16 protein-coding genes and 1 other RNA gene are annotated in these 18,579 nt (G+C 38.0%); 10 read left to right on the forward strand and 7 right to left on the reverse strand.

Translation table 11 applies throughout. From position 1 onward, the window contains the following. Positions 1–2: 2 nt before the first annotated feature. From JNG87_RS02290 to rpsU, 3 genes are all read right to left on the reverse strand, one after another. Positions 3–293, reverse strand: coding sequence for an HPF/RaiA family ribosome-associated protein (locus JNG87_RS02290; protein WP_002976393.1), 291 nt, complete (start codon positions 291–293; stop codon positions 3–5). Beyond that, entirely contained in the window at positions 290–1,177 is an 888-nt protein-coding gene (locus JNG87_RS02295; protein ID WP_202844168.1) for a tyrosine-type recombinase/integrase, read from the reverse strand. The genes JNG87_RS02290 and JNG87_RS02295 overlap by 4 nt, the downstream gene beginning before the upstream one ends. Positions 1,178–1,256: 79 nt before the next feature. Then, positions 1,257–1,454, reverse strand: a complete 198-nt coding sequence (rpsU, locus tag JNG87_RS02300; protein ID WP_034693154.1) for a 30S ribosomal protein S21 — start codon at positions 1,452–1,454, stop codon at positions 1,257–1,259. A 269-nt stretch (positions 1,455–1,723) separates the two neighbouring features. On the opposite strand from rpsU, the gene ssrA reads away from it, so the two are divergent. From ssrA to pyk, 6 genes are all read left to right on the forward strand, one after another. Beyond that, positions 1,724–2,125, forward strand: a transfer-messenger RNA (tmRNA) gene (gene ssrA / locus JNG87_RS02305). Positions 2,126–2,559: 434 nt separating this feature from the next. Beyond that, entirely contained in the window at positions 2,560–2,799 is a 240-nt protein-coding gene (locus tag JNG87_RS02310; protein WP_002976354.1) for an acyl carrier protein, read from the forward strand. A 34-nt stretch (positions 2,800–2,833) separates the two neighbouring features. Then, positions 2,834–4,078, forward strand: coding sequence for a beta-ketoacyl-ACP synthase II (gene fabF / locus JNG87_RS02315; protein WP_002976350.1), 1,245 nt, complete (start codon positions 2,834–2,836; stop codon positions 4,076–4,078). Between the two features lie 9 nt (positions 4,079–4,087). Then, on the forward strand, positions 4,088–4,852 hold the full coding sequence (gene rnc, locus JNG87_RS02320) for a ribonuclease III (RefSeq protein ID WP_076594972.1): 765 nt from the start codon (positions 4,088–4,090) through the stop codon (positions 4,850–4,852). Continuing rightward, a complete protein-coding gene (locus JNG87_RS02325; RefSeq protein WP_110008247.1) occupies positions 4,830–5,303 on the forward strand; it encodes an IPExxxVDY family protein in 474 nt (157 codons plus the stop codon). The genes rnc and JNG87_RS02325 overlap by 23 nt, the downstream gene beginning before the upstream one ends. After that, a complete protein-coding gene (gene pyk, locus JNG87_RS02330) occupies positions 5,296–6,741 on the forward strand; it encodes a pyruvate kinase (RefSeq protein WP_110008248.1) in 1,446 nt (481 codons plus the stop codon). The genes JNG87_RS02325 and pyk overlap by 8 nt, the downstream gene beginning before the upstream one ends. Positions 6,742–6,927: 186 nt before the next feature. Here pyk and JNG87_RS02335 read toward each other — a convergent pair whose 3' ends face one another. The 3 genes from JNG87_RS02335 to hutI all read right to left on the reverse strand — a co-directional run bounded on the left by JNG87_RS02335 (position 6,928) and on the right by hutI (position 10,576). Further along, positions 6,928–8,220 carry an aldehyde dehydrogenase family protein gene (locus JNG87_RS02335; RefSeq protein ID WP_202841480.1) on the reverse strand — a complete coding sequence of 431 codons (1,293 nt, stop codon included), beginning with the start codon at positions 8,218–8,220 and terminating at the stop codon, positions 6,928–6,930. A 138-nt stretch (positions 8,221–8,358) separates the two neighbouring features. Further along, a complete protein-coding gene (gene hutG, locus JNG87_RS02340; protein ID WP_202841482.1) occupies positions 8,359–9,279 on the reverse strand; it encodes a formimidoylglutamase in 921 nt (306 codons plus the stop codon). Positions 9,280–9,352: 73 nt separating this feature from the next. Further along, a complete protein-coding gene (gene hutI, locus JNG87_RS02345) occupies positions 9,353–10,576 on the reverse strand; it encodes an imidazolonepropionase (RefSeq protein WP_202841484.1) in 1,224 nt (407 codons plus the stop codon). 177 nt (positions 10,577–10,753) lie between these two features. On the opposite strand from hutI, the gene ruvB reads away from it, so the two are divergent. The 4 genes from ruvB (at position 10,754) to coaE (ending at position 13,975) form a co-directional block, all read left to right on the forward strand. Further along, the gene (ruvB, locus tag JNG87_RS02350; RefSeq protein WP_202841486.1) at positions 10,754–11,776 is read left to right on the forward strand and encodes a Holliday junction branch migration DNA helicase RuvB; all 1,023 of its coding nucleotides are present in this window, start codon (positions 10,754–10,756) and stop codon (positions 11,774–11,776) included. A 68-nt stretch (positions 11,777–11,844) separates the two neighbouring features. Next, positions 11,845–12,456, forward strand: a complete 612-nt coding sequence (locus tag JNG87_RS02355) for an FMN-binding negative transcriptional regulator (RefSeq protein WP_202841488.1) — start codon at positions 11,845–11,847, stop codon at positions 12,454–12,456. Between the two features lie 13 nt (positions 12,457–12,469). Further along, the gene (locus tag JNG87_RS02360) at positions 12,470–13,336 is read left to right on the forward strand and encodes an MBL fold metallo-hydrolase (RefSeq protein WP_202841490.1); all 867 of its coding nucleotides are present in this window, start codon (positions 12,470–12,472) and stop codon (positions 13,334–13,336) included. A gap of 9 nt (positions 13,337–13,345) precedes the next feature. Next, a complete protein-coding gene (gene coaE, locus JNG87_RS02365) occupies positions 13,346–13,975 on the forward strand; it encodes a dephospho-CoA kinase (RefSeq protein WP_202841492.1) in 630 nt (209 codons plus the stop codon). 138 nt (positions 13,976–14,113) lie between these two features. On the opposite strand, the gene JNG87_RS02370 is transcribed toward coaE, so the two are convergent. Next, the gene (locus JNG87_RS02370) at positions 14,114–18,547 is read right to left on the reverse strand and encodes a GEVED domain-containing protein (RefSeq protein WP_202841494.1); all 4,434 of its coding nucleotides are present in this window, start codon (positions 18,545–18,547) and stop codon (positions 14,114–14,116) included. Positions 18,548–18,579 lie beyond the last annotated feature (32 nt).

An 18,579-nucleotide genomic window follows, 5' to 3' on the forward strand; every position in this document is an offset into this window, starting at 1 on the left:
TTCTACGCCATTTCTTTTTTCTTGATTAATAGCTTTTTAGCAGTATCAACGCAAAGGTCCAGACTTTCTTCAAAACTTGTAGTGGTCTTCTTTACTACGATATCGTCTCCCGGAACCGCTAAAATAATCTCGGCAGTTTTATTAGCTTTATCCGAATTATTTTCAACTTTCAAGAACACCTTACACTCCTGAATTTTGTCATAGAAGGTATCCAATTTACTTACTTTTTTGTCGATGTGTGATTCTAGTGGTTCGTGTGGAGTTAAACCAATTGATTGTACTGAAATCTTCATAATTCTTCTTTTTTTGATGCTCGAGGGTGAGCCTGATTAAACACTTTTTTCAATTGTTCAATATTAGCATTCGTATAGACTTGAGTACTGGCAAGGCTGGAATGCCCTAATATTTTTTTCACTTTGGAGATCTCCGCCCCATTATCCAATACGTGGGTAGCAAAGCTATGCCGAAGGATGTGAGGACTTTTTTTTTCTTTCGTTGTTACAAGACTAAGGTACTTATTAACTACCACATAAACAAATTTTTCATTGAGTTTTTTCCCTTTCTTATTGACGAAAAAATATGATTTAAATTCTGTCTGCGGATTTCTTATTTCCAGATAACTTTTCAGAAGTTCAGACAATTCATTGGAAACGGGAATTACCCTTTCTTTATTCCCTTTTCCTATTACTTTTAATTCATTTCCATATAAGTCAACATTCTCAAATATCAGGCCACAAAGTTCCGCTTTACGCATTCCCGTCTGATAAAGAACCTCCATAATGCACTTTTCAAGTACGTCATGTACCTGTTCAAAAACTCTTTCATTGAGATCTGTCATTTCCTCTTTAGACATAGGAATCTGTTTTTCAGCATAAAACTTCAGGGAAGAAATTCCTTCAACGGGAGAAACTGTAATTTCGCCAATTTTTAAAAGAAAAAGATAAAAACTGCGGAGAGAAGATAATTTTCTGTTGATACTTCTTTTCGAAATGTCATTTTCACTCAGTTCGACAATAAAATTCCGGATAATTTTCTTGTCTGCCTTAGTTAAATTGTCGGAAGATTCTGTTCGGAGAAAGAAATGGGAAAAGTCTTCAAGGTCTTTTTGGTAGCTTGTGATGGTATGAGGAGAATATCTTTTTTCGAATTGTAAGTATTCTAAAAACTTTTCCAGCATCATAGGGTATAAAAATAAAAATTCACTCCTCAAATATAAGAATTTAAGAAGTGAATTAATATATGGTTAAGAAAAAATCTTAAGCCTGCTCTTCTTTGCTAAGCGCTCTTTGTTTGTAAGCTGCTTTTAGTCTAGCTTGTCTCAAAGTTACAGAAGGCTTAATAAACTGTTGTCTAGATCTTAATTGACGAACAGTTCCTGTTTTATCAAATTTTCTCTTGTATTTTTTTAAAGCTCTGTCGATGGATTCACCATCTTTTACTGGAATTATTAACATATTTTACATCTCATTTTGGATTGCAAAAGTAGACATTTTTTATCAGAACACAAAATATATTGCCATAAACAATCACTAATCCACCCTATGACTGTTTAAAAACCCCGTATTAAAGCCTGTTAGCAAACAATAATATTTTTATCACAATCACTGGATATTCAATTCTTACTACCTTCAGGTTACTCATTTTATTTCGTAATTTCTATTAAAACCATCGATATTAATGAAATGTAAACAAAAAGCACTATCTTTGTATTCACTTTATTCATGGGGTTGACTGGTTTCGACAGCAAGACCAATGGGTAAGTAAGCATGCAGAGAACCGTAGCGCGATCTCTATAATCCCTTGCTACAAAATTTTAACTGGCAACGAAGAGTTCGCTCTTGCAGCTTAATATCGAAGTATAGTAGATCAAGCGTTTTCCCGAAGATTTTAGTAGGGAAGCAAGATATTCCACAAATGCTCTGTTCTGCGGCGTTTGATCCTGGGATATAGGAATGCAGAAATAAGGCTTTAGAAGCTTTGGCTAAAGCTCGAAAATTTCAGAAGATAAGCTGGTCGTTGGGTGTCTATCCTCTGCCTCCAGTCGAAAACCAATGGTAGAATAAGCATGTAGAAAGCTTATGTATTGCTTGTTTGGACGAGGGTTCGAATCCCTCCAACTCCACTGAAACCACTGATTATTCAGTGGTTTTTTACTTTAAAACAAGCTTATACCAAACTTCAATGATAAAACTTACTGTTATATATTAATATATTATATATATGATGAGTTTTTTAAAAAAATCTTGAGATGTATAAAGCTTATTTGAAATCTCTTTTGTTATCACGCTAAAAACAACCCTACTTTTTTGACCTACCATTCATCAATCAAACCTAACAATGATGAAGTTCAGAAGAATTATCTTCTATTTCTCTCTCTGTCATTCCATGATTGGTTTTATATTCCCTGAACACTATAAATATAACCACCTGAAAACTAAAAGACTAAAGCGAAACAATCTAAAATGAAAGCTTCCGGTCCACAAAAAAGACTAAAAAAATGTTTTATCGTAAAGAATTTTATATATTTGCAGCATCTAACAATTAAAAAAATAATTTACTATGTCAGACATTGCATCAAGAGTAAAAGCTATCATCGCTGATAAGCTTGACGTTGAAGAAACAGAAGTAACTCCTGAAGCTAGCTTCACTAACGATTTAGGAGCTGATTCACTAGATACAGTTGAGTTAATCATGGAATTTGAAAAAGAATTTAACATTCAGATCCCTGATGATCAAGCTGAAAAAATTACTACTGTAGGACACGCTATCGCTTACATCGAAGAAGTAGTAAATAAATAATATTCTTCAACAAAAAAGAAATTAAACAAAGTTTATGGAATTAAAAAGAGTAGTTGTAACCGGATTTGGAGCAATAACACCAATAGGAAATAATGCAAAAGAATACTGGGAAAATCTTGTGAAAGGTGAGAGCGGTGCCGCTCCGATTACTCTTTTTGATGCCACAAACTTTAAAACTAAGTTTGCTTGCGAGGTAAAAAATTTCGATCCGTTACAGCATTTCGATAAGAAAGAAGCTAAAAAAATGGATAGAAATACTCAATTGGGACTTGTTGCTGCAAGAGAAGCAGTAGCGCATTCCGGCATTATTGAAGACAATGTAGATAAAAACAGAGTTGGTGTAATCTGGGGTTCCGGAATCGGAGGATTAGAGACTTTTGAAACTGAAGTGTTAGGATGGGCCAATACGGAAATTCCGAGATTCAACCCTTTCTTTATCCCAAAAATGATTGCGGATATCACTCCAGGACATATCTCAATTGAATACGGTTTCCACGGACCAAATTATACAACTGTATCTGCATGTGCATCTTCAGCAAATGCTATAATTGATTCCAAAATGCTGATCCAGTTAGGAAAAGCAGACGTGATTGTGTGCGGAGGCTCTGAAGCAGCCGTTACAGCAAGTGGTGTCGGTGGATTCAACGCAATGATGGCACTTTCTACAAGAAATGACGATCCAAAAACAGCTTCACGACCTTTCGACAAAGACAGAGATGGATTTGTATTAGGTGAAGGGGCAGGATGTATCGTTCTTGAAGAATATGAGCACGCCGTAAAACGTGGTGCTACAATTTATGCAGAATTACTGGGAGGTGGTTTAAGTGCTGATGCACATCACATGACTGCTCCACATCCTGAAGGCCTTGGCGCTTATCTGGTAATGAAAAACTGTTTGGAAGATGCAGGCTTAACTGCTGATGAAGTAGATCATATCAACATGCATGGTACTTCTACTCCATTAGGAGACATCGCAGAATCCAATGCAATTTCAAAATTATTAGGCGAGCATGCTTATGACATTCAGATTAATTCTACAAAATCAATGACTGGCCATCTTTTAGGTGCTGCGGGTGTAATTGAAGCTATCGCTGCATTGGGAACTATTATTCATGGTACTGTTCCTCCAACCATCAACCATTTTACTGATGATGAAAATATTGACAGCCGATTAAACTTTACGTTTAATACAGCTGTGAAGAAAGATGTAAAAGTAGCCATGAGCAATACTTTTGGATTTGGCGGGCACAACGCTTGCGTTCTATTTAAGAAAATCTAAATTCAATGAATGGAGTTACAGAAATACTTTTCTAAATTCCTTCTCAAAAAAAGAAAAAGACAATTAACGGAGAGAGAGTATTTTCTCAGTACCGAGCTTAGAAAAGTATTGGGTACCGAGGTACAGAATATTGCTCTTTACCGCGAAGCTTTTTCTTTGAAAAATTCTTCTAAAAATCAAGACAGTAATTACGAAAGACTTGAATTTTTGGGAGATTCTGTTTTGGGTACAATTATTTCTTGTCATTTGTTCCAGACTTATCCTCAGGCCAATGAGGGATACCTGACACAAATGAAATCTAAGATTGTTAATAGGAAAAACCTCAATAAATTAGGAGAAGATCTCAAGCTTACCAGCCTTTTGCAAAAGCAGAACAGCTCATCAGCTTTGGGAGAGAATATCTCTGGAAATTTATTCGAAGCCTTAATCGGTGCCGTTTATTTAGACTTCCATTATGATACCTGTAAAAGGATTATTCTGGAAAAGTTGCTGACCCCTTCCGAGATCAATAAGCTTGAAAACAAAATTGTAAGCTATAAAGGTCTCCTGCTCGAATGGAGCCAGAAGAAGAAAGTCAATATAAAGTATGAAACCTGCGAGGAAATACAGGCGAATAAATCTGTCGTATTCAGGTGCCATGTATGGCTGGGAGACGAAAAAATTGCTAATGCAACAGAGACTTCCAAGAAGAAGGCAGAGGAAAAAGCAGCACAGAGGGCATTTTATATTTTAAACAAAAAAGAAAATATACTTGGAAATTCAAAAACTTTATGATCTTGATGATATAGAATTTGAAGATATTGCCATAGGATTGGTAAGATTAGCCAAAGATATACCTGCTCACGAGTTTTTCTACAAAATAAATCAAATCAACAACCTCAGTTTTTCAAGAAAGAAAGATCTTGTCTTTCATGGAGGTTATTATGATTATTTTTTTCCAAGATATGAAGCCTATCACAAGTTTTCGAAGACCTGTTTTACCTTCATTTCCAATAAATCTTCCGAAAGTAAGCAAAAAAAAATCCAGACAGAACTCTTTACAGAAGAAGAAAACATTAAATTTTTATTAAATAATCAGGTAGATGTGGAATATATTCTGCATAGTTCGGAACAGTTTCCTGATTTTTCCGTAATTTTGCTCCCTGAAAATCTTGTTTTTCCAATTCAAGATTATACATTGAGTTCTGAAGAGGAACTTTATCAAATTATCCAGTATTATGAATAAGTATTTAAAGAAGACAAAAATTATCGCAACACTAGGGCCTGCTTCATCGTCGAAGGAGGTAATGTTAGATCTAATGAAAGCGGGTGTTGATATTTTCAGAATAAATTTTTCGCATGCAGATTACGACTTAGTTCGAAAAAATATTGAAATAATTAGAGAGCTAAACAGTGAGTATGGTTATTCTGTAGGAATCCTCGGCGATCTACAGGGACCTAAACTGAGAGTGGGAGTTGTAAAGGAAGGATCTTATCTGAACCCGGGTGACATTCTTACCTTCACCAATGAAAAGATGGAGGGAGATTCCACAAAGGTGTACATGACGTACCAACAGTTTCCACAAGACGTAAAAGTAGGGGAAAGAATCCTTATTGATGACGGGAAACTAATGCTGGAGGTTATCGAAACCAATGAAAAAGATACTGTAAAAGCAAAAACCATTCAGGGAGGTCCGTTAAGTTCTAAAAAAGGAGTTAATCTACCTAATACAAATGTTTCTCTTCCTGCATTAACGGAAAAAGATGTTCAGGATGCTAATTTCATGCTTGACATGGAAGTTGACTGGATTGCTCTTTCTTTCGTACGTCACGCACAGGACATTATTGACCTGAAAGAATTAATTGCAAACCACCCGAACGGTAAATTCAAGACTCCTATTATTGCGAAGATTGAAAAACCTGAAGGCGTTAAAAATATTGATGAAATCCTTCTTGAATGCGACGGATTAATGGTAGCACGTGGAGACCTTGGGGTAGAAGTTCCTATGGAGGAAGTTCCTGCGATCCAGAAAAACCTGGTAGAAAAAGCAAGATTCTACTCTAAACCTGTTATCATTGCCACTCAGATGATGGAAACGATGATCAACAGCTTAACACCAACAAGAGCGGAAGTAAACGACGTTGCGAACTCTGTATTGGACGGAGCTGATGCTGTAATGCTTTCCGGAGAAACTTCAGTAGGCAGATATCCGGTACAGGTTGTGGAAAACATGGCTAAAATTGTAAAAAATATCGAAACTACTCATTTCTACCAACACAAAAATGAGCCTATCGAGAAAGATTATAACTGTATTGATGAAAGATTCATTACCAACAGGGTTTGTCTTGCAGCAGTAAGAATTGCTAAAACAACCAATGTTTCTGCTATTGTAACCCTTACTCATTCAGGATATACAGCCTTCCAGCTTGCAGCACACAGACCAAACTCCCACATCATCGTATATAGTGGTAACAGAAGAGTAATTACGATGTTGAACCTTCTTTGGGGTGTACATGCCTATTACTACGATATGAAGAAGTCTACTGACGAAACGATCATCCAGGTCAATATGTTAACGCATAACTATGGTTATATTGAAACCGGAGATTTCGTCATCAATATCAATGCTACTCCATCATATGAAGGTGGAAAAACGAATACATTGAGACTTACGACAGTATAAGCAATAAGCAAAATTACTTTTTGTCAAAGCATAAAAAACTCCCGGAAACTAGTTTCCGGGAGTTTTTATTTTATAGTGTAAAGTTTACTGTTAACTTATAAATGGTAGTTTGTCATTCTGAACGCAACGAAGTGAAGTGAAGAATCTCTGAGATTCCTTGTTTCCTCGGCATGACATTTTATCCTTTTAATTTCCTACAATCGTCTTAGCTGTTACAAATTCTTTTAAAGCCAGTAAAGACAATTCTGTTCCATATCCGGAAGCTTTTGATCCTCCGAAAGGAAAACGGGGATCAGAGCTTGTCATACGGTTGATATTGACTGTTCCAGATTCAAGGTTTTCAATGAAGAATAGCTGACGGTCTTTATTTTTAGTCCATACGGAATTGGAAAGCCCGAATGGAATATCATTGGCCATTTGTAAAGCCTCTTCATCATTTTTTGCAATCATCACCATACCCAGAGGTCCGAAAAGTTCTTCTTTTAAAATAGGATTTCCTTCCTTCACTCTGATTAAACCTGGTTTAAATTCATTTTCAGAAACTCTTTCCAGAGGAATAATAATTTCAGCACCATTTTCCAATGCCCTGTTGAACTGAGCTTCCAGTTCATCAGCAAGGTCAGGTCTCGCCATTCCGGCCAGTTTGGTTTCTTTATCTAAAGGATCTCCAATCTCATATTTCTTATATTCTTCAATGAAGATTGGTAAGAACTGATCTTCAATTTTTTCATCAATGATAAATCTTTTTGCCGCAGTACAGGTTTGCCCGCAGTTTTGAAGTCTTGATTTTACACCGGCTCTGGCTGCTTCTTCAAGATCTGCATCATCAAAAATAATAAACGCATCACTTCCACCTAATTCAAGCAAAGATTTTTTGATATTTAAACCGGCTATTGAAGCAACTTCTCCTCCGGCTTTTCCGCTGCCTGTCAAGCTTACCCCTTTTATAGTATCATGTTCAAGGATTTCCTTTACCGCTTTATGTCCTACCTCAAGATTCTGGAAAACACCTTCCGGAAAACCTGCTTCCAGAAGAACTTCTTCAATGGCATTTCCGCTTCCGAAACAAATTGAAGCATGCTTCAAAACTATTGTATTTCCTGCTAAAATGGCAGGAGTAGCAAATCTCAATACCTGCCAGAAAGGAAAATTCCACGGCATTACACCTAAGATTACTCCTTTCGGAGCATAGTGAACTTCAGAATAAGCAAATTCCGATTCTACTTTTTCTGGTTGTAAAGTATTCTCGGCGCCTGCATAATAATTCATCATTAAAGCACACTTTTCCACTTCAGCAATAGATTCTGAAATGGGTTTATTCATTTCTGTTGTAATTATCTTTCCAAATTTCTCCGAATTATTCTTTAAAATTTCCGCTGCTTTTGCAATTAACTTCTGCCTTTCCTCAAACGGCACTTTTCTCCACACTGAAAACGCTTTATCTGCTTTAATAAGCTTGCTTTCAATTAATTGTTCCATAATATAAATTTCTGTTTTAAATTCAGCTAATGAATTTATAAGCGCCTTTATTTTAAAAGCACGGTGAAATCAGCAAATTCCATTCCTTAAGGGTCAATAAAATAATGATTTTCTCTATCGGAAGAATATAACTTTATCTTAAATCATTAGCCATTCATTCACAAGACATGCTGCCAGTCTTGCTGTTCTGTCCTGGATATCGAAAGAAGGGTTCACTTCTGCCACGTCCAGCGCTACCAGTTTTTTATTTTTTAAGATATGTCTGTAAAAATGCATAAAAGCTGTATCTGCAAAGATACCGTTATATGCCGCCGCGGAAACTCCAGGAGCGACTGATGCATTAAAGACGTCCATGCAAATGGTAAGATAGGCATAATCTACACTGTCCAGCAGTTCGTCAATACGCTGATAGACGGAGGTAAGATTTTCAAAAAATAATTCGTCTGCCAGAATATATTTCATTCCATACTGATGAGCGGTATCAAAAAGCTTTAATGTATTGGAGTTTCTCTGGATTCCAATATGCAAAGAATGGATAGGTCCTTCCTGAGCAATCTGCCAAAACCCGGTTCCGGAGCTTGGTCCTACTCCTTTTTCCGGCTGTCTGTTATCGAAATGGGCATCGATATTGATGATTCCTATTTTCTGTTCCGGAAAGGCTGTTTTAACGCCCAGATAATGAGCATACGTCACTTCATGACCTCCACCTAAAACAAGAGATTTTCCTCCTTTTAAAAGTACTTTTGACACATTTTTGGCAAGGTTATTCTGTGTATTTTCCAGATTGCCGTCTTCACAGGTAACATTCCCAAAGTCCAGCATGGAAAAGTCAGGAAGAATCACCGGAAAATTAGACATATTTTTCCTGATCACATCTGGAGCATCTTTTGCTCCCTGACGGCCTTTGTTTCTTCTTACTCCTTCATCTACAGCAAAACCGTGCAATGCAAAATCTCCTGTAGAAATATTGTCGTAATTACGTTCTTCTTTTACCCGTTGAAATATTCTGTGATAGAGAAGTTCTTCTCCGTCCAATCTGCCTTGCCAAATAGTACTCATTATTCAGTCATTTGCCTATTGTCTGTTATTCAATCAGCATCGATTGAAGAACAAATATGGTTATTTAATAATTTTATATAAGATTTCCATCAATATAAACATGTTCAGTTTTCAGGCTTCCCTGGTTATACAGTATATTCTGGAAATTATTGGTTTTAAAAGTGACAAAATCTGCCTTTTTCCCTGTTTCCAATTGTCCTCTGTCTTCAAGATCCAATGCAAAAGCAGCACGGAAGGTCATCCCTGCCAAAACTTCAGCTGTTGTAAGCTTTTGGAAGGTGGCTAAAATAGATGCCTGGGTAATGAGATTTCCCATTGGGGCAGAGCCCGGATTCCAGTCACTAGCAATAGCCACGATAGCACCTGCGTCTAATAATTTTCTTGCAGGGGTAAATTTCTCGCCAAGTCCAAGGCTCGCTCCGGGAAGAGCTGTTGCTACGGTGTCAGACTCTGCAAGGAATTGAATATCTTCATCAATGGTTGCTTCCAGATGGTCTGCAGACTTCGCTCCTACTTCTACTGCAATTCTTGAACTTCCAGGGGTAAACTGATCTGCATGAACGGTAATTTCAAAACCTAATTCTTTTGCTTTTAATAAGAATTCTTTACTTTCTTCAGGCTGAAAAGCAGATTTTTCAATAAAAATATCTACTCTGTTTGCCAATTCTTCTTCTTTTACTTTCGGTAAAATTTCGGTAAGGATATATTCCAGATATTCAGGGTTGCTTCCTTCAAAATCTTTTGGTTTTAAATGTGCTGAAAGGCAGGTAGGAACTAAAGTGGCTTTAGTTTCATTCTGTGCTTTTTTAATAATTCTAAGCATCTTCAACTCGCTTTCCACATCCAGACCGTAGCCGCTCTTCACTTCAATGGTGGTAATTCCCAGATCAACCAAAAAGTTGATTCTTTCTATTAAAGTTTTTAACAGTTCTTCTTCTGATGCATTTCTTGTATGCTGTACGGAACTCCAGATTCCACCACCGCTTTCTGCAATCTCAAGGTAAGTTTTCCCTGCATTACGCATCGCAAAATCGTTGGCACGGTTTCCTCCGAAACAAATATGGGTATGTGAATCTACAAAAGCAGGAAGAACAACCTGCTCTCCTTCAATATGTTCAATTTCTATAGTGGGATTTTCTGTTTTTAATGTTTCAAAACTTCCAACTTTCTGAATGGTATTCTGATCTACTACAATTCCTCCGTCTGCAATAATTTCAAGCTGTTCATCAGAAAGTTTTCCTCTTAAGGGTAAGTTAGCAAGTGTTACCACCTGCTTAAATGGTCCTATTAATTTCATTAATATGTATTAATAATTTCTTCTCTCAAAAATACTTAAAATATCCCAATTATTTAAATCTTAGCGGTTCTCATTTTCAACCCAGGCTTAAACCGCTGTATCAATCTCAACGTTTTCTCAATCTGGCCTTCAACCTTTGTCTAAATTTGCTATCTTTGAAGTAAATGAAATGAATTAATGCCAGATTTTTTACATCCAGATAAGGAAAACTACTCAAACGAGGAGCTGATGCAGGAAGAGCAGATCCGTCCCCAAAGCTTTAAAGATTTTGCGGGACAGAGAAAAACGCTGGAGAACCTTGAAGTTTTTGTTACCGCTGCGAAAAGACGTGGCGGAGCACTAGATCATGTTTTATTACACGGTCCGCCGGGGCTTGGTAAAACGACTTTGGCCAATATTATCGCTAATGAACTTGGGGTAAACTGCAAGATTACTTCCGGGCCAGTATTGGATAAGCCGGGAAGTTTAGCGGGCTTATTGACCAATCTGGAAGAAAATGATGTTCTTTTCATTGATGAGATTCATCGTCTTTCTCCTGTAGTGGAAGAATACCTGTATTCTGCTATGGAAGACTATAAGATTGATATTATGCTGGAAACAGGTCCCAATGCCAGAAGTGTACAGATCGCCTTAAATCCGTTTACTCTGGTGGGAGCTACTACAAGAAGTGGAATGCTTACGAAGCCAATGCTTGCCCGATTCGGGATTCAGAGCAGGCTGGAATATTATTCTATTGAACTTTTATCAACCATTATTCAGAGAAGTGCAAGGGTTTTAGGAGTTGTCATTTATGAAGATGCTGCGATAGAAATAGCAAGAAGAAGCCGTGGAACGCCAAGGATTGCCAATGCATTACTGAGAAGAGTACGTGATTTTGCCGAAATCAAAGGAAACGGTGAGATTGAGATCAAGATTACCAAATATGCTTTGGATTCTTTAAACGTGGACGAATTTGGTCTGGATGAAATGGATAATAAAATCATGCGTGTCATGATTGAAAATTTTAAAGGAAAACCGGTTGGTATTTCTGCCCTGGCAACATCAATTGCCGAAAATCCGGAAACCCTGGAAGAAGTATATGAACCGTTTCTGATCCAGGAAGGTTTTATTATCCGAACTCCAAGAGGACGGGAAGTTACCGACAAAGCTTACAAACATTTGAATATTACAAGACCTAAAAACCCGGGAGAACTATTTTAATTCAAAGTTTTGGGTTTGAAGTTCAACGTTTAAAGTTTAGTTTAAGGTTAATGAGAATTGATTAGTTTATGTTTATACCTAAATTATACAGAAGCGAAGATTACAATTTGATGAGAGAGATTATCAAAGAAAACTCTTTTGCTTTACTGATTTCTTCTGTTGATAAGATACGGGCAACCCATTCTATGATGATGCTTAATGAAGATGATCCTCAAAATGTCTATATTGAAACTCATATTTCAAGAGCAAATCCCCAGGCAAAAACCTTACAAGATGGTGATGAAGTTCTTTGTGACTTTTTGGGAGCCCACACTTATATATCCAGCAGCTGGTATGATCATATTAATGTTTCCACTTGGAATTATGAGGCGGTACAAATCCGGGGAAAAGTTGAAATAATGGATCATGATGAACTGTATGTCCATTTGGATAAATTAACGTCCAAATATGAAAATTTCCAGCAATGTCCAATGATGGTGAAAGACATGGGAAGGGAATTTGTGGAAAAGGAAATGAAAGGTGCTTTTGGGATTAAAGTTATTCCAACCGAAATATTCATCAAACAAAAACTTTCTCAGAACAGAAAAGAAAGTGATTTTAATAATATTATCAGCCAACTTGAACAGTCTGATGATAACGCAAGAAAAATTGCGGAGAAAATGAAATTAATAAAGAAATAATCAAAATATACATATGAAGTTATATCCAATACAATGTGGAAAATTTAAACTGGACGGCGGTGCTATGTTTGGAGTCGTCCCGAAGAGTCTGTGGGAAAAAACAAACCCGGCAGACGAAAAAAACCTGATCGAGCTGGGAACCCGTTCTCTGCTTATTGAAGATGGAAAAAAATTAATCCTGGTAGACTGCGGTCTCGGTAACAAACAGGATGACAAGTTTTTTGGACATTATTCTCTTTGGGGAGACGATACTCTTGATAAAAATCTTAAAAAATACGGCTTTATAAAGGAAGATATTACGGATGTATTCCTTACTCACCTTCACTTCGATCACTGCGGCGGAGCTATAGAATGGAATGACGACAGAACCGGATACAGACCTGCCTTTAAAAACGCCAACTTCTGGACGAATGAAAACCACTGGCAATGGGCTATAGAACCCAATGCAAGGGAAAAAGCCAGCTTTCTGAAGGAAAATATTATGCCGATGCAGGAAAGCGGACAACTTAACTTTTTACCACTTCCCACTACCGGAAATTACGGTTTCGCTCCTGATCTGAAGATGGATGTTATCTTCGTAGACGGACATACGGAAAAGCAGATGCTTCCGGTAATCCAATATCAGGAAAAAACGGTTGTTTTTGCAGCCGATCTTATTCCTACCGCAGGACATATCAATCAGGTATACGTGATGGGATATGATACCAGACCTCTTTTAACACTGGAAGAAAAAGGGAAATTCCTTAAGCAGTGTGTAGACAACGAATATTTATTGTTCTTTGAACATGATGCTCATAACGAACTGGCAAGTCTTAAAATGACCGATAAAGGGGTAAGACTTGATGAGACGTTTAGCTTTAATGATGTTTTTGGATATTAATTTTTAATTATGGAAGAATTACATTCAGAAACACAGCAGACAGAGCCGGAACCAGCACCCAAGATCATTGGTTTAACAGGAGGAATAGGTTCCGGAAAAACCACAGTTGCGCGCTTCATAGAGGAATTCGGCTTTCCGGTTTATTATTCCGATGACAGAGCAAAAGCTATAGTTAATGAGAGTGAAGATCTGAAAATAAAAATCAAAGAACTTCTTGGCGAAGATGCTTATGATGAAAACGGATTGTACGACAGAAAATTTGTAGCGGATAAAGTTTTTAATAACAGAGATCTGCTTCAGCAGTTGAATGAAATTATTCATCCCGCTGTAAGAATTGATTTTGAAAACTGGGTTAAGAAACAAAGCAAATATTTAGTTTTTAAAGAAACAGCTTTACTGTTTGAACTGAAACTTAACAGACAATGTTATAAGTCTCTTCTGGTAACAGCCGAGGATAACATCAGGATCAAAAGAGTAATGGACAGGGATAATAAAACCTACCGCGAGGTAGAAACGGTCATGGAAAAACAAATGCCCGAAAGGGATAAAATTAAAATGGCAGACTGCATTATCTACAATAATACCAATCTGGAAGAATTAAAAGAAGAAACTGAAAAAGTGATCTTCAGTATTGAATAAATAAAAACTCGTTAGAAACTTTTCTAACGAGTTTTTTTCTGCAAAAAATTTTTCCTGAGGGGACGGATTCTTCCGAGATCTTTTACAAAAAAATAAGCCTCCATTTCCGGAGGCTTATTCTATTTGAAATCTAAATGATTATTCTTTGATAAATTTCTTTTGGGTAGTAGTACCGTTGTCATCGATATCAATTACATAAACACCGTTAATCAATCTGCTTACATTGATCTGGTTGTTGAGTAGGATACCGTCTGCGATAACCTGTCCGGCTGCATTGTAGATCTTATATTTAGCCCTCTTGCTAACATTTTTTACAAACAGTACTGAGCTTACCGGGTTAGGATAAATCATAACACTTGTCTGATCAACCGGGTTAGCGACAACAGGTTTAGAGATTCTTACCGTGTAATCCTCTACTTCTCCGTTTTTGAAGTCAGTACAGTTTACAGGGATACCGTCTCTCGACATGGCTACTCTCATCACTACATACTTATAATCTGTCATACTTACAAAGGCATCTGCCGGTACATTGAATTTACCTGAAACAGGGCTGTTTGAGTTTGGTGAAGAAGTAAATACTCTTTCATTGATGTCAAACTCTCCGTTTCTGTTGAAGTCAATCCAAACTGCGATTCCTTCGTTGTAAGTAGTTCCTGTCCATTTTTTCTCAATGATGATCTCATTGTCAGTGGAGCCCTGGATCATCTCGATGAATGTTTTAGGAACTCCTGTGTAATCTGTATACGTCGATGCTCCGGATTCATTCTCCATTGTTTTCTTACCAGTAGGCTTCACTGTAACTTTAGAGATATGCTCTCCTGTTGAGTTTTCAGCCTTCATCTTACAGTAGATTACTGTAGGAGTTGTAAAGTAGTAAGGAGGAGTATAGTTTCCTGGTGTACCGTTACAGATATTCACTACCTGCATTTCATATTTTGTTAATTCTGTAAGACCTGTCAATACAAGGTTATTAACTAATGATGGTACTTCTGTCCAGCTCGGAATTCCTACTTTTCTATATCTAAGAACATATGTTGCTCCCGGGAACGGATCCCACTGAATTGCCGCTGATGTAGGAAGCAATTGGGTAATTGTTAGTCCCGGAGGCGGAATCTCACATATTCTTTCTGTTGTAAATACTTTAGGATTTGAATATGGATTTAATGTACTTTCACCGTTACACTGGTTAGCAATCTGTACTTCATAAGTTGTGTATGGCTCCAGAGGAGTTGCACTTCCTAATACATAAGTATTGGCAGGAGCTGCCGGTAAACTCACTATATTCCATGGCCCTGTACTACCTACTTTTCTCCATCTCATGGTATACGTAGAACTTGCTGCAAGCGGAGACCACGTAATCAATGCTGTTGTTGGAGTAATATTAGTTACTGTTACATTCGGAGGAGTAGGATCACATCTTGTAGTAAATGTTTTGATTGGTGTTGCCGTTCCAACGATATCTCCACAGATTGCCGCAACCTCTACTTCATAAGTAGTTGCTGGAGTCAATCCACTGATTACTAAAGGAAGGTTACCTAATTGTGCAGAAGCATATACCTGCGTCCAGACAGTTGTTCCCTGCACTCTGTATCTCACCACATAACTTACTCCTGCTCCTGTGATGGTAACAGTAGCTGTTGTATGCGTTGTTGTAAATGTTGGTGCGTTAGGAGTTGCATTGCTGCAAGGTCTGATTCTTACTCTGTAGTCTTCTACTTCTCCATCTACTGCGTTCTGACACATTACAGGAGCATTTGTACGTTTCAGTACAACCCTCATTGTAGTTGTTAATAGTCCTGTGTAAGCATTCGAAGGAACTGCAAAAGTAGCCGTCACCGGAGTTGTTGTGTTGGCTGGAGAAATTAAAATTCTCTCGGCATCTGTAAACTGTCCGTTTCTGTCAAAGTCGATCCAGGCTGTTACAGCATCGTTACCTGTTGCACCTGTCCAGCCTTTTGCTACGGAAATTTTATTATTCTGAGAATCTACATCTAAAGTAATAAGAGTTTCCGGAGAAGTATAACTGATATAATTGGTCTGTACCGAAGTATTATTCATCGGAGGAACTCCAAGGTTCGAAGAGGTAACTGTTACATTCGAAATATGGTCATTCGTACCCGTTCCTGTCATTTGACAGTAAGTTAATGGAGGGGTTGTGAATGTTACTGTTGACGAGTAAGAACCTGTGGAACCGTTACAAGTTGTAGAAACCTGAACATCATAATTAGTCTGCTCTGTAAGACCAGTAATTCCATAGAAGTTCTGACCCGCAGGAACTGTAGCTGTCTGCCACACTCCACCCGGAGAAACTCTCCATCTGATATTATAAGTAGCTCCTGCAGTAGCAACCCATGATACCGTTGCTGTAGTAGCTCCGATATTATTTACTGTAATATTTGTTGGAGCGGCCGTTGAACAAGGCTGAGCATCTACAAATTTTACTGCATAATCTTCTACCTCTCCCTGAGTGAATGTACCACAAGGGTTAGCATTATCAAAATATCTCATTACTACACGCATACGGGTAGGAAGAGTTCCTGTATACACGTTACCACTTGCAACGGTAGGTACTGAGAAAGTAGCCGTTACAGGAGTAGTTGTATTGTATGTGGTATTAAGAATTCTTTCACTGGTTTCAAATGTTCCGTTTCTGTTAAAGTCTACCCAGGCTGAAACTGCATATGAAGAAGGAGAACCCGGCCAGTATTTGTTTACAGAAATTTTATTATTTGCTGAACCTCTTTCAAAGATTACTACTCTTGTAGCATCCGGTGTATAATCTTTATAATTGTCAGATCCGGAATTACTCATCATAATAGGAGTATTCGTAGGAGTAACAGTTACATTATTAATATATCCGCTTGTTGCAGTATTGCTTGTAGGACCTGCTGTACAATAAGTAAGAGTAGGTGTTGTAAAGGTAACAGTTGGTGAGAATGCCCCTGTAGTACCTCCACAAACAGTGGCTACCTGTACATCGTATGCAGTCTGTTCCAATAATCCGGTAAGTAATTGGTTACTGATTAATGGTGTATTTACTGCAATCTGCTGCCATGCTCCGGAAGGAGAAACTCTGTATCTTACGATATAAGTAGCTCCTGTAGTGGATGTCCAAGTAACATTCGCTGAAGAAGGGGTTACATTATTAACCATGATATTAGATGGCGGTGCTGTAGAACATCCAGCCAAATCGATAAGTTTTACTGCATAGTCTTCAGTTTCACCATAATAATAAGTTCCACAAGCACTAATTGGGCTGTATTCATTTAATACAACACGCATTTTTGTAGTCAGGTTTCCTGTATAAGCACCACCGGCAGCAGTTGGTACTGTAAATGTAGCGGTAACCGGAGTTGTTGTATTACTTGGTGAAGTAAGTACTCTTTCACTCGCTTCAAAAACACCATTACGGTTAAAGTCAATCCAAACTCCTGTCAAGAAGCCGTACTGGTAGCCTGGCCACGTTTTTGAAACTGAAACGGTAGCTGTACCTCCTCTTACCAAAGTAACTACTCTTGCAGGATCTGTACTGTAATCTGTATAGCCACTCTGACCGGAGTTGCTGTACATAGACGGAGCACCTTGTGCATTTACAGAAACCTGATTGATATATCCATCAATATAGGTACTCGTAGCAGCGGAATTACAATAAGTAAGTGCAGGAGTTGTAAAGTTGACGCTGGAAGAGAATGCTCCCTGTGTTCCTCCACAGACAGTCGCTACCTGAACTTCATACTGAGTCTGCTCAGTTAATCCGGTAATAATCTGGTTTGCGACCATAGGAGTTGTCACATTGATTGTTGTCCAAGCTCCTCCTGATACAGGTCTGTATCTTACAACATAAGTGGCACCTGCAGAAAGGTACCAGCCTATATTAGCAGAAGTTGTTGTCAGGTTTGAAACTGTAATATTGGTAGGCGGAGCTGTTGAACAAGCCGGAAGCGGGTGGCTTTCCAACTGTATTCTGGGAATATCTGCAAGTCTGTCTTTTGCAGAAGGAGGTGCTGCAGGATCAGGATTTGCGCTATCTTCATAATAGATGATCCCCCTGTTTGCTCCTGCATTGTATGATCCCCAGGCCGTACCTGGAGAAGATGCATAATCAGGAGTTTTTTCATTTACAGCAACCACAAGGTTGTCTGTTCCATTCCATAAAAATGGTGTAGACAATTGAAGAGTTACCCAGCTTCCATTCGTTAAGTTAGGTAAAACTCCGTCAAACACCTGAGTCATAGAACTTACCGGAATCCAGCTTGTATTGGTGGCAAAGTTATTCTGGGTTGTATTTCCCATGTATACCACCCAATCCTTATATACAGCCTGAGAGGATGCAACGGTGGTGGAATAAAACTTTATAGCCGTGATATAGTTTGACGTACCTATAGCAGTCGTAAGCTCTGCAGCAGTATAAATCTGCTGAGAATAACTATACCCATAATAGGAACGTATGGGGAGATACACAGAGGTACCCGTTCCTGTCCCGATCTGGCCTGCCTGAGCCGAGACTTTGGATACAAAGCCTGTGCAAATCAAACAGAGAAACAGAATTAAAGAGGTAAAGAATTTCTTCATAATGTTTTCATTATAATATTAATCACACAAAT

The sequence above is a fragment of the Chryseobacterium cucumeris genome, from assembly GCF_016775705.1.
Taxonomy (GTDB): Bacteria; Bacteroidota; Bacteroidia; order Flavobacteriales; family Weeksellaceae; genus Chryseobacterium; species Chryseobacterium cupriresistens.